The 11,455-nt window shown below is 62.8% G+C and carries 16 protein-coding genes and 2 pseudogenes; 7 read left to right on the top strand and 11 right to left on the bottom strand.

Going from position 1 to position 11,455, the window contains the following annotated elements; genetic code table 11:
- From HW932_RS02475 to HW932_RS02510, 9 genes and pseudogenes are all read right to left on the bottom strand, one after another.
- Window positions 1–657, bottom strand: a 657-nt coding sequence (locus HW932_RS02475) for a DUF4747 family protein (RefSeq protein WP_176974928.1), incomplete at its 3' end; no start/stop codon positions are given.
- Between the two features lie 138 nt (window positions 658–795).
- On the bottom strand, window positions 796–957 hold the full coding sequence (locus HW932_RS21745) for a PIN domain-containing protein (protein WP_246296624.1): 162 nt from the start codon (window positions 955–957) through the stop codon (window positions 796–798).
- A 23-nt stretch (window positions 958–980) separates the two neighbouring features.
- A pseudogene (locus tag HW932_RS22150) lies at window positions 981–1,127 on the bottom strand (type II toxin-antitoxin system VapB family antitoxin); the annotation flags it as partial.
- Between the two features lie 100 nt (window positions 1,128–1,227).
- Window positions 1,228–1,488 (bottom strand): UPF0175 family protein, encoded by a 261-nt coding sequence (locus HW932_RS02485; RefSeq protein ID WP_176974930.1) that lies wholly within the window; start codon window positions 1,486–1,488, stop codon window positions 1,228–1,230.
- Between the two features lie 98 nt (window positions 1,489–1,586).
- A pseudogene (locus HW932_RS22085) lies at window positions 1,587–1,739 on the bottom strand (class D beta-lactamase); the annotation flags it as partial.
- A 215-nt stretch (window positions 1,740–1,954) separates the two neighbouring features.
- Entirely contained in the window at window positions 1,955–2,848 is an 894-nt protein-coding gene (locus HW932_RS02495; RefSeq protein WP_176974931.1) for an efflux RND transporter periplasmic adaptor subunit, read from the bottom strand.
- Window positions 2,845–3,054, bottom strand: coding sequence for a DUF1656 domain-containing protein (locus HW932_RS02500; protein WP_012970672.1), 210 nt, complete (start codon window positions 3,052–3,054; stop codon window positions 2,845–2,847). Before HW932_RS02500 ends, HW932_RS02495 begins: the two co-directional genes overlap by 4 nt.
- Complete coding sequence (locus HW932_RS02505; RefSeq protein WP_176974932.1) at window positions 3,051–5,075, bottom strand: FUSC family protein; 2,025 nt, start codon at window positions 5,073–5,075, stop codon at window positions 3,051–3,053. Before HW932_RS02505 ends, HW932_RS02500 begins: the two co-directional genes overlap by 4 nt.
- Window position 5,076: 1 nt before the next feature.
- Window positions 5,077–5,538, bottom strand: a complete 462-nt coding sequence (locus HW932_RS02510) for a MarR family winged helix-turn-helix transcriptional regulator (RefSeq protein WP_176974933.1) — start codon at window positions 5,536–5,538, stop codon at window positions 5,077–5,079.
- Between the two features lie 308 nt (window positions 5,539–5,846).
- Here HW932_RS02510 and HW932_RS02515 point away from each other — a divergent pair, with 308 nt between their 5' ends.
- Entirely contained in the window at window positions 5,847–6,896 is a 1,050-nt protein-coding gene (locus tag HW932_RS02515) for an NAD(P)-dependent alcohol dehydrogenase (protein WP_176974934.1), read from the top strand.
- Window positions 6,897–6,970: 74 nt separating this feature from the next.
- Here HW932_RS02515 and HW932_RS02520 read toward each other — a convergent pair whose 3' ends face one another.
- Entirely contained in the window at window positions 6,971–7,567 is a 597-nt protein-coding gene (locus HW932_RS02520) for a YceI family protein (RefSeq protein WP_176974935.1), read from the bottom strand.
- 209 nt (window positions 7,568–7,776) lie between these two features.
- On the opposite strand from HW932_RS02520, the gene HW932_RS02525 reads away from it, so the two are divergent.
- Window positions 7,777–8,346, top strand: a complete 570-nt coding sequence (locus tag HW932_RS02525; RefSeq protein WP_176974936.1) for a nucleoside deaminase — start codon at window positions 7,777–7,779, stop codon at window positions 8,344–8,346.
- A 23-nt stretch (window positions 8,347–8,369) separates the two neighbouring features.
- Here the strand turns inward: HW932_RS02525 and HW932_RS02530 are convergent, their stop codons facing one another.
- Window positions 8,370–8,789, bottom strand: coding sequence for a hypothetical protein (locus HW932_RS02530; RefSeq protein ID WP_176974937.1), 420 nt, complete (start codon window positions 8,787–8,789; stop codon window positions 8,370–8,372).
- Window positions 8,790–8,899: 110 nt separating this feature from the next.
- Between HW932_RS02530 and HW932_RS02535 the strand changes: the two genes are divergently transcribed.
- From HW932_RS02535 to HW932_RS02555, 5 genes are all read left to right on the top strand, one after another.
- Window positions 8,900–9,151, top strand: coding sequence for a CopG family transcriptional regulator (locus HW932_RS02535; protein WP_176974938.1), 252 nt, complete (start codon window positions 8,900–8,902; stop codon window positions 9,149–9,151).
- Window positions 9,132–9,548 (top strand): type II toxin-antitoxin system VapC family toxin, encoded by a 417-nt coding sequence (locus HW932_RS02540; RefSeq protein WP_176974939.1) that lies wholly within the window; start codon window positions 9,132–9,134, stop codon window positions 9,546–9,548. Before HW932_RS02535 ends, HW932_RS02540 begins: the two co-directional genes overlap by 20 nt.
- Before the next feature lie 87 nt (window positions 9,549–9,635).
- Window positions 9,636–10,316, top strand: a complete 681-nt coding sequence (locus tag HW932_RS02545) for an ankyrin repeat domain-containing protein (protein ID WP_176974940.1) — start codon at window positions 9,636–9,638, stop codon at window positions 10,314–10,316.
- A gap of 28 nt (window positions 10,317–10,344) precedes the next feature.
- Window positions 10,345–10,638 carry a hypothetical protein gene (locus HW932_RS02550; protein ID WP_012970680.1) on the top strand — a complete coding sequence of 98 codons (294 nt, stop codon included), beginning with the start codon at window positions 10,345–10,347 and terminating at the stop codon, window positions 10,636–10,638.
- Window positions 10,639–10,683: 45 nt separating this feature from the next.
- Complete coding sequence (locus HW932_RS02555) at window positions 10,684–11,427, top strand: UDP-2,3-diacylglucosamine diphosphatase (RefSeq protein WP_176975338.1); 744 nt, start codon at window positions 10,684–10,686, stop codon at window positions 11,425–11,427.
- Window positions 11,428–11,455 lie beyond the last annotated feature (28 nt).

Genomic DNA, 11,455 nt, shown 5'->3' on the forward strand with positions numbered 1-11,455 from the left:
TGTATTCTTATCTGAACGTTCTATATGTTCGACATCATGAACATTATTGTCTCGTAGATCTTGCTCAAGATGTCTCTCCCATTCTTCTTCCGTCTCTTCAGAGTTTGAAAAAGTGACCGTAACTTCCACCCGTTTGTAGCCATCAGCTCTTAATACTTCTTCAAGCGACTCGCTTTCTGTCAGCTCTATAACCCGAACTGTATGTTGTGGAAAGATTTCGTCAGCTTGAGCTTCCACCAAATATGCCAACGCCTCAACAAGTGGCCTTGAGCTAGGAAGTCCTGGGGTTCTAGAAATAGCCAAAATATGACGCTTAAAGTCAAAAACAAAATCAAAAGTTAACCTCTTGTTGGTCACTCCCTGTCCAATTTTTTGTAGCTCATCACCCGTATATAGATCCCTCAATGCATCGATATGGTTAAATTTAAGAAGTTGCCCTATTGCATAATCTTCGCCGACAGCAACATGAAAGGGGACGAGGTACATATCGTTCCTCAACGGTGCGGCTATCGACTCTAGGTGCTTCGCTTTGATTGCCAAACGCACGGAATCCCAAATCGAGTTAAGAAGCAATTTGTAACCAGCAGGGCCAATATTCTGTGTTGAATTCGTATCGAGAGGCAGCAGTTGGACGTTGTAGTATTTAAACTTTGGCATATGATAACAAAGACTCCTCGTTTGGCAATGAAGCTCGGGTCACAAATCGGGGTCGCCATTTAGTTGCCCCCGACCAGCAAAGCGCGCTTCTTCATCATGGTCGATTCCATGGGGTTAGGTTAGAAAAAGGGGGCGCCTTTATGTTTGATGAAACAAGTCGGGATCGCGGATACCTTCCGGGCCAGGGCGTGTTTCGATGGCGATGGACAGTTTTACATAGGTGGTTGCGGAAAGGCGTCGTTTGCAGGCAGCGGCCTCGTTGAACACCCTCCGCTCCAGCTCGTATTGCAGGATGGCCATGATGCTGGATGAATCTCGTCGAGGCGATCTGCCAGATGTGGGCACGCCGTGTCTCTTGCTGCACGTTCGCATAACGCCTGAGCTACCGCTGCTGCCTTGGCTTCACCGACAAGTGAAGCCAACCGTTCGGCCAATTGATTGGTTTCGGCGTCGCGTATGTTGAGGGCCATGAATTTGCTCCTTGATATCACCGCAACCAAATAGAGTATATCCTGATGCTGCCAATGCGCCAAAGGTGTCTGTGGCACTCAGCCTACCGCCGATGAAGTCTCACGGGCGCTGCCCCACGAGCTCTTCGACGAGACGCAGATCTTCCTGCACCGTTTCATCGGTGATAACGAAGCCATGACCGAAATGCTCCTTGAGCTGATAGTGGAATTCCTCATAACCAAGGCCAGCGAGGGCCGCAGCGGCGGCGAAACTAACCTTGTGTGCGTGGTAGAGACCAGCCGCGAGGAAGAAGTTGCTGGCACCCTGCCCGAGGGTTTCCAGCAGCGGAGCGAAATCCGGGTTGATCATCGGTGAGGGCATGTGGTCAGGCTCCGAGCTTTGAGTTCCGAGAAGCTGTTCCAATCTACCTGAGGCAGGTCGTCCAGGGCATTCACCAAACGGCCCCTGAAACGCCCTTTTCAGTCGATGATGCCCTTGGCCCGCAAGGCATCCCGAGTCAGCGCCGCCCGCAGCGGCAGATCCGTTTCATCCTTCAGGTCGAGATTCATCGCGAAGCCCCAAGTGTCGTCGCTCGTCTCGACATAGCCGACATATTAGCCGACCGATGGCGAAACCGGCGACTCGACGTTGCCCGAGTCGTCGACAGAGATCCGAACAGGCCCCGTTACCTTAGAAGACGGGGACGCCATCGAATTGGCATGCTGGCGGCGACTTCCGTTGGATAGAGTACGGCTGTGTCAGCCCATTGATAGGATGCAAAATCTCCAAGGACTGTTGTACCAGAGGTGGAGGTCTAGAGGTTCCCAGCGAGCGGAATGGCAGGGTCTCAGTCTGTATCGACCCCAGACAGAATGGTCACAGTAGCAGTGCGGCCGACGATCAAACGGATGTCCGGCGGGACTGAATCCAGAGTCACCCGCACGGGAACCCTTTGGGCCAGACGCACCCAACTGACGGTCGGCGTCACATTGGGCAGCAAATTGGCGCTCGTCACCCGATCGCGGTCCTCGATGCCGGAGGCGATGCTCTGCACATGGCCGCTGATGACCTGCTCCTCACCCATCAGCTTGACCAGGGCAGACTGGCCGACGCGGATGTCGTGCAGCTTGGTCTCCTCGAAATAGCCCTCGACCCGGAAGGAGTCGGCTTCGATGAGAGCCAAAACAGGCTTTCCTACGGTGACGGCATCACCGACCTGTAGCATCAGATCCGAGAGAATGCCATCAGCGGGCGCGACGACCAGGGTGCGCTCGAGATCGAGTGAGGCCAGATCGCGCGCGACCAGGGCCTGTGCAACCTCGGCCTCGGCCAGCTCCACCTTGGACTGCCATTGCTCGCGGACCTCCTTGGCGACCAGCTCGCCCATCGCCTGATTGCGCTGCGCATCGCGCTGGGTCTGGGCCAGGGTGGCGCGCTTGGCGGCGAGCACCGCCTCGGCCTGACGCAGAGCGAGCACATAGCGCGCCTGATCGATGCGAAAGAGCGGCTGCCCGCGCTTGACGGACTGATGATCGTCCACCGCCACCTCGGTGACGATTCCCGACACATCAGGAGCGACCTCGATGATGTCGGCGCGCACCCGTCCCTCCGGGGTCCAGGGCTCGACCTGGTAGTAGACCCACACCCGCCATCCCGCCACGGCGGCAACGCCGACCAGCGTGAGTGTGAGCACGGGGCGGAGGATCTTCGCCACGGCGGTCTTGATGGATCGGTCGTTCATGAGCGTGCGTACTCCGGCAGATTGAGCACCAGTGCCCAGCAGATGACGAACACCGCCGTCTCGAACAGGGCCGGATGCCAGACGTGGCGATAGACCTTCAGCCAGACCAGAAGACGATGCACCACGAGCGTCAGGACGAACGCCAGGACGGCGGTGACCAGAAAGGCGTGCAGATAGACGCCGAAGAGGTTGGTTTCGCCGCTCATGTCCTGGCTTCCTGGGTCGTCATGGGTACGGGTGTGTCTGGAAAGAGGCTGCGCCGCAGCCCAAGGAGGGCGCTGACCTCGCGGGCGTCCGTCTCGGCGGGATTCGTCCCCAGGCGGTAGATCGTCCGATCGAGCAGCGGAAGCAAGTCGGCCTCGGCGTCCGGGCCGCGCTGCCTGTCGGCGCGTGCACGATAGTGGGCGGCGAGCGCCTGCAACAGCGGCTCGAGCGTGCTGTCGTTCCGCGCAGACAGGCGAGCGCGAAGCCCGCGCAGCGCGACCAGATCCATCCCCGCCCGCAGCTCGCTCAGGATGCTCACACCGGCCAGCGCCGGGTCTTTGCTGGCGGCGAGCTTCGGGGCCAGCAGTCCCAGCCGGTCGGTCATGCGCGAGGCGAAGGCGAGCGGTTCGCGCTCACCCCGGCCCTCAGCCAGACGGGCCAGGGCGTCCCATGTCTGGCGCAGCAGCCGTCGGGCGCTGGTCTCCACACCCATGGAACGCAGTCCGCGCGTCACGGAGAGCGCGACCAGCAGCCCGACGAAGGGCGCCAGATTGACGTTGAGAAAATCCGCGAAGGTCCAGGTCAGCCGGTCCTGGAGCGCCAGGCTGTTGATGAAGTTGATGTTCACCGACAGGGAGAGCAGGGCGTGCTGGGGCGACACCATGAGCATCCCGAGTCCGACCAGGGTCGGGGCGAGGACGAGCGCCAGCGGCACGAAGTCGTGGACGCGCGGCAGCAGCACGAACAGGTAGACGGCAGCCAGGGGCACGGCCAGCAGCAGGCTGATCCCGAAGGCCCGCATGGCCGGCGCCGGGTCGTCCATGGTCGCAAAGAGGCAGCAGAGGACCGCAGCGAGGACGGCGGCGCCGTCTCCCGCCGACCAGCCGCCGAGAATCCATAGGGCGCAACAGATCAGGATGGAGAGTGTCGCCGCCCCGCCCGAGCGCCAGGCCAGACCAGGGTCGCGGTGCAGCGGTCGCTCCTCGGCGCGGGCGACCGCTTTGGCGAGAGGCGACGGGAGCGCTCGCTCGGGCGCATGCAGATGAGCGAGGAGCTGCCGCGACTCATCCAGCGTCTCGACCAGATCCAGCAGCCGTGACAGCAGGCTCAGTTGGTGGAGTCCGGTCCAGTCGCGGCGGTCGACGCAGGCGGCCTGTTGTCGCAGACGCTGCAAGAGGGGCTGTGGGTCCATCCCGGGACTGGCGACCCAGTCGGCGACCTCCGCCAGCGCCGCCGTCGTTTCGGCATCCGGCGCGCCGCGCAGTGCCCGCAGGGCGGCCAGACGGTCGGAGAGACTGGCCAAGAGCGGGATCAACCGCAGGAGGCGCTCTTGCAGCGCCTGCACCACGGCGGTGGTCTCGCGCAGGCGCGAGGTGTCATAGGGCAGATGGGTCGCAAGCTGGCGGATTTCGCTCGCTGCTCCGGCGAGCCGGCTACGGTCGCGCTCGAGGGTTTCCGCGCTCCCGCCGCGCAGCAGATCCAGCGCCCACTGGTCGGCCTCCGTCAGCCAGGCGTCGAGTCGTGCGCGCACCACCGTGCCGACGGGACGCGGAAACCAGAGGCTGTGCACCAGGGTGGCACAGACGATCCCGAGGCCGATCTCCTGGGCGCGGGCGAGTGCCACGTCGAAGATCGCCGCAGGCTGGAGCACGCCCGGGAAGCCGATGATGGCGGCGGTATAGCCGGCCAGCATCAGGATGTAGCTGCGCGGAGAGCGGTCGAGCACCGCCACCGCCAGACAGACGCCCACCCACAGTGCCAGCGCCAGCGAGAGCAGGGCTGGTGCGTTCACCAAATGGGGCACCAGCACGACCGGCGCCGCGGCGCCGAGTCCTGTCCCCAGCAGCCGATAGATGGCCTTGGAGCGCACCGCACCGGCGATGGGGTGGCTCACGATATAGACCGTGATGACCGCCCAGTAGGGCTTCGGCAAACCGATCGCCAGACTGATGTAGAGGGCGAGCATGGCCGCCGCGAAGCTGGCGAGCGCAAAGTGGAGACGGTCGCGGGTGGCTTGCGTCATCTCAGTTGGCCGTCTCCTTGTCGAGCGCCTCCAGACCCGACTCCAATGCCCCCAGTCCGCTGAGGACGCCGTTCAGCGCCTCATCGGAGAGCGGGGCCAGGAGCTGTCCGCGCCAGGTCTGTAGAACTGTCTCGACCCGCGCCGCGAGCGCCTCGCCCGTAGCCGTCAGGTGCAGCGTCTTGGCGCGCCGGTCCTGTTGGTCGTCGCGCCGCTCGACCAGCCCCTGCGCACAGAGCTGATCGAGCAGGCGCACCAGCGAGGGGCCTTGGATGCCGATCTCCTCGGCCAGATGATGCTGGCGCACGCCACCGCCGCAACGGGCGATGTGCAGCACGGGTACGGCCTGGGCCTCGGAGAGTCCATAAGCCGCTAAAGCGCGGTCGGCCGCCTTGCGGTAGAGGCGCGCGACGCGCAGCAGGCGGGCGGTGAGGGTTCGTTCCTGGATCTGGCGGGAATGGTTCATGGGAAGGATACCGAGCAGAGGCGTGCAAGTAATATAGTTAGCTAGCTAACTATATTCAAGCTGCGCCGCGCTGAAAAGCCAAGCACGCGCCCGGCTCATCTCGGTCTACCGGCCCATCCCGTTGATCGGCTCGCTCAGGCGCCCCATCTCAATGTCGATATTGAGCCGAGCAATGGCTCCTCGGGGCATCTGAACAGGCATGGTGACTGAGGTGACCAGATAATTCTTGGCGTCGTAGCGGAACGGCGCTCCGCCCGGCGAAGACCGGCAACCCACTCCCAACCCACTGACGAAATAGGCTAGATACGATGAAAACCATTGGCTACGCGGCCCATTCGGCCGACGCGAAGCTCGTTCCCTATCACTTCGAGCGCCGGGAGCTGCGCCCGAACGATGTCGCCATCGACATCCGGTACTGCGGCGTCTGTCACTCCGACCTGCATACCGTGAACGGCGATTGGGGGCCGCAGCCCTATCCGGTGGTGCCGGGCCATGAGATCGTCGGCGTCGTCAGCGCCGTGGGGCCGGAGGTCAAAGGGTACAAAGAAGGCGATCGCGTGGCGGTCGGCTGCATGGTCGACAGCTGTCAGGAGTGCGATCAATGCCATAACCATGAAGAGCAGTACTGCCGTAACGGCATGACGCCGACCTACGGCGCCCCGGATCGCCTCAGCGGCGAGATCACCCAGGGCGGCTATTCCAAGCACATCGTGGTACGCGAGGAGTTCGTGCTGCGCATCCCCGACAGCCTCGATCTCTCCAGGTCCGCGCCGATCCTGTGCGCCGGCATCACCACCTTCTCACCGCTTCGCACCTGGAACGTCGGCGAAGGGACGCGCGTCGGCGTCATCGGGCTCGGCGGACTCGGCCACATGGCCGTCAAGCTCGCGGCGGCGATGGGGGCGGAGGTCACCGTGATCAGCCGCTCGAAGAAAAAGGAGGCGGAAGCCAAGGCCAGCGGCGCCCGAGGCCTTCTCGCCTCCACCGACCAGGCGGCCATGCAGGCCGCCGCCAACACGTTCGACCTCATCATCGATACCGTGCCCGTGAAACACGACCTGAACCTCTATGTGCCGCTGCTGGACGTCGATGGCACACTGGTGATCGTCGGTCAGATCGGTCCGATGGAAGAGCCCATGACCATGCCGCTGGTCTTCGGTCGTCGTCGCGTGGCCGGTTCACTGATCGGCGGCATCGCCGAGACTCAGGAGGTGCTGGATTTCTGTGCCGAGCATCAGATCTACCCGGAATGCCAAATGATCAAGATGGACGAGATCAACGACGCTTTCGAGCACTTGGCACAGGGTGACTTCGCGCATCGCATCGTCATCGACATGGCCTCGCTCAGCGTCGATTAGCACGCCTCTTGGGCATCTTCAGGAATCCATCTGTGCTCGACCTGGATGGTTTGACCCTCCGTAACACGGTGGGGTCAATCGTTCGCGGTCTGGGTGAAGGTGACGACGAACACCACGGGCACCGCCTCGCTGATGCTCGGCAGTCCCGCGATCGCGCGCAGTTTCTCGACACTTTCACTCAACCCGAACTTGGAGGCCTCGATCAGCAGCGGCTCGGCGCCCGCCACCATCAGGGTATCGGCGTCGAGCCGGCCGACCATCATCGATAGGGTCAGTGTCTGACTCTGGCCATGCAGAGTCAGTTGACCCTCGGCGGCCATACGCTGGATCTGGCCGACGGGGAGCGACTCCAGAGCCTTGGGATCGATGCGCGCCTTGAGTTCGGCGTCCTTGTAATTGGCGGTGTCGAACAGAATCTCGCGCATCCGCTCGTTGCGAATCGGCACCAGAGTCTCGACACTGTCGAGCATCAGGGTCACGACCACCTGGCCGGTTGCGTCGATCTGTCCGCGCATCTCCTTGAAATGGTTGTTCTCGGGGATGTTCGTTGACTTGATGGTGACATAGGTCACGGCCGAGCGTTCGGGGTCGAGGGTCCAGTCGGCCAGGACCGGCGAGGCGCCCAGGACGAGCGCTCCGGTCAGAGCGATGGAGAGAATCGAGTCGCGCATCACAGCCTCCAGATTCAAAGGTCGATGTTGAACATACTCGACCGGCAGGGTGGGGCGTGTTCAGGGAAACCGCGATCGAACCACGCCCGCCGCCGATCTGCGTGAACGGCTGCGCTCTAACATGGAACTGAAATCCTCGGATACAAGGCGCGCCGAAGGATGGTCGGCCCTCGGCCTGTACTGACCGCAACACTCGACGGTGGAGAAATATGGAACAGCGAAACGCGATTCGGATCGAATTGCCGGCTTGGATCGACACAGTGCTCGCTGCGCGCGAGACAGGCGATCTCGACGACACCGGACGCATGGCGCTGGTGCTGGATCTGGCGCGCGAAAATATTCGTAATGGTGCGGACGGTCCCTTCTCGGCGGCCATCTTCGAGCGCCGGAGCGGTCGCCTGATCGCCGCTGGCGTCAATCGGGTGGTCAGTTCCGGCTGTTCGATCGCCCATGCCGAGATGGTCGCCATCGGCATCGCCCAGCAGCGACTCGGGCACTTCGATCTGCGTCAAGCCGTTCCGGGCGGCTGTGTGCTCTTCACCAGCGCCGAACCCTGTGCCATGTGCATGGGGGCCATTCCCTGGTCCGGAATCGAGCGCGTGGTCATCGGTGCGCGTGACAGCGACGTGCGCGCGATCGGCTTCGACGAAGGTCACAAACCGGCGGACTGGATCGCGGGTTATGCGCAGCGCGGCATCGAGGTGACGCGGGATCTGTTGCGCGCCGAGTCGGCGCAGATTCTGCGGGACTATGCCCGGGCGGGCGGCGCGATCTACTGAGGCCGGGGACGCGAGGCGACGGCCTATCGCGACGGCTCACGGCTTGGGTCGAGTTCCGGTTCAGCCGGCAGGATGATCATCCGCTCCACATCGGCCAGCCGGATCGTGCGTCCGTCGAGCGTCTGAAACTGCCGCCCCTCGACCGAGCCGCGCCTGGATTCGTAGAGCGTGATCCGGCCGGTATTGGCATTGATGACCTGGACCTGCACGACCTCCTGATCCTCGAACCAGCCCTGGGCCAGATAGAGCGCGCTGCCCACGGCCATGATTGCGATCAGCAGCGAGGCGGCCAGACGCATCGTCTGCCAGGAGGAATCCGACCCTTGCGACCGATCCAACCCAGGCACGGTGCCGGGTTCGATGCGATTGGCCCGCCAACGCACCCGCAGCACGCCATAGGCGCCGAGTAAAACGGCCAGTGTGAGGAGTAGCTTTCCGATCATGCGCGAACTCTAGCCGTCTGACGGGTGATCGCACAACTGCTGATCGACGCGCAACGGCAGATCGGCTAGATTGATGTCATACACTGCTGTCATACAGGATGCAATCGACGATGACGATTTCGATTCGACTCGATCACGAAACGGAAACGGCACTGCGACAACGCCTGGAACACGATGGCTTGGCCCTGTCCGACTTCGTGCGTACGGCTATTCGCGAGAAGCTTGCCCAGACCGACGAAAACGCCTCGCCCTATCAACTCGGTGAGTCGCTGTTTGGCCGCTATTCCAGCGGCGAGCAGGATCGCAGCCGGCGGCGCAAGGAACTGTTGCGCGAGCGTCTCCATGCCAAGCATCGTCGTTGACAGCGGCCCTCTGATCGCGCTCTTCGATGGCTCGGATCGGTTTCACGACGAGGCGGTCGTCTTTGTGCGCGAGTGTCGGTACGCTCGATTAGTGACCAATCTGGCGGTGATGACCGAAGTCGTTTACATGCTCGATTTTTCGCTCCAGGCTCAGAGGGACTTTCTGTTCTGGGCTGAATCCGCCCTGGTCATCGATACCGACACCGTAGCGGATCTCCCGCGTATCCGCGCCCTGCTTGAAAAATACAGCGATCTCCCCGCCGATTTTGCCGATGCCTCGCTTGTGGCGCTCTGTGAACGGTTGCGTATCACCACGGTCGCCAGTGTGGATTCGGACTTCACGGTCTATCGGATGCAGAATCGCGCGGGATTCCGCAACCTGTTCTTCGAGCATTGATCGCCCAAGCAAGCCCCCGGTGGTTTTCACGCCGGACGCGGTTTAAGATCCCAGGCATCGATTGGATCCGCTGCGTCGTTCGCCGTCATGTCCCGTCCAGTGCTCGTGCTGCTCTGTCTGTCCGTGTTTCTGCTCGTCGCCTGTAGCGAGCCGGCACGACCGACCGTGAATCTCCATCGGGCCGTCGCTATCGGCGACCTGGATCAGGTCAAGCGTCACGTCTACTGGGACACCGACTTCGATCAGCCGGACGCGCTGGGCGATTATCCGCTGCATGTGGCCGCGCGTCAGGGCAGTGTCAACATCACCCGTGCTCTGCTGGAGGCGGGGTCCGATCCATCCGTGCACGACGCGGCGGGTGCGACGCCCTTGCAGACGGCCCTGCTGACGGGCAAGACCCAGGTGGCCAAAGCCTTGATCGCGCATGGCGTGCCGCTGGAGCCTCAGGCCCTGCTGCTGGAACTGGCGGGCGCGGGGATCTCGGATCGCGACAGCTTCGAGTTGCTGTTGCGCCAGGGGGCCGAGCTGAACCGCGTCGACCCGAACGGCGATACCGCACTGACGCGGGCGATCGCGCGCGGGCATCTGGAGACGGTCGCACGTCTGATCCTGCTGGGAGCGGATGTCAACCGGCCCGATGGGCAGGGACGGCAGCCGCTGGATCTGGCACTCGCGCAGACCGGCGAGCGGCGCGACGACCGGGCCAAGATCGTCGAGTTGCTGCGACGCAACGGGGCGCTCCAGGCCGATCGAACCGAATCACACTGAAATACACTGAACACACGAGTAATGTCGCATGGCCGAAAAGATCGAAGACCTGACCGTCACCTATGTCGAGGACGGGATCGAAACCGTCAAGGAACTCGACAAGGTGGTTCTGTCGAAGGGAAGCTGGACCACCATTCTCTTCCGCTATCGCGAATGGGACCGCGCCAAGGAGGTCTATAGCCCGGACCGCTACACCATCCGGCGCTATCAGAAACGCAACGGCGAGTATCGTCAGCAGTCCAAATTCAACATCTCCAGCCGCGCCCAGGCTCAGGGGCTGATCGCGGCGCTGCAAGGCTGGCTGGAGCTGCCGGAGGACTGATTGGCGGATCGTCCCAGCGCGCTGACCGCCACGCCATCGCTCACCATGTCCGTATCCCACGACGACGGCGAATCGCTGTTCATCTCCGATCTGCATCTGACGCCCGATCAGCCGGCGACGCTGGACTGTTTTCTGCGTTTTCTCGCCGGACGGGCGCGCGCGGCACGACGGCTCTATATCCTGGGCGATCTGTTCGATGCCTGGATCGGCGATGACGACGATGCTCCGCTGCATCGGGCGGTGCGGTCGGCGTTGCGCGAGCTGACGGCGGCGGGCGCCGAGTGCGCCATCCTGCACGGCAATCGCGACTTCCTCATCGGGCGCGCCTTTCTGCGCGAGACCGGCTGCCGGTTGCTGCCCGATCCATGTCTGATCCGGATCGACGGCGAGCCGACCCTGTTGATGCACGGCGACCGGCTCTGCACCGATGATCTGGCCTATCAGCGTTTTCGGCGCCGGGTGCGCCATCCGCTGGTCAAGCGGCTCTTTCTCTGGAAATCGCTCGCCAGCCGTCGCGCCATCGCCGCCGATTACCGTCGCCGCAGCGCCGAGGCCAATGCCGAAAAGACCGCGACCATCATGGACGTCAACCAGCAGGCTGTCGTCGACACGCTCCGGCGTCATGGTGCAACGCGGTTGATCCATGGTCACACGCATCGCCCGGCCGATCATGTGCACGAGGTCGATGGACGTGCCGCCCAGCGTCTGGTGCTGGCCGAATGGCGCGACGGCGTGGGCGAGGCGCTGAGTCATTCGGCGTCGGGCTGGAGGCGTTTGGCCATCGAGTAATTGGCTCGTTCCCTGTTGAATCCCGTTC

The organism is Allochromatium humboldtianum (assembly GCF_013385175.1).
Lineage (GTDB): Bacteria > Pseudomonadota > Gammaproteobacteria > Chromatiales > Chromatiaceae > Thermochromatium > Thermochromatium humboldtianum.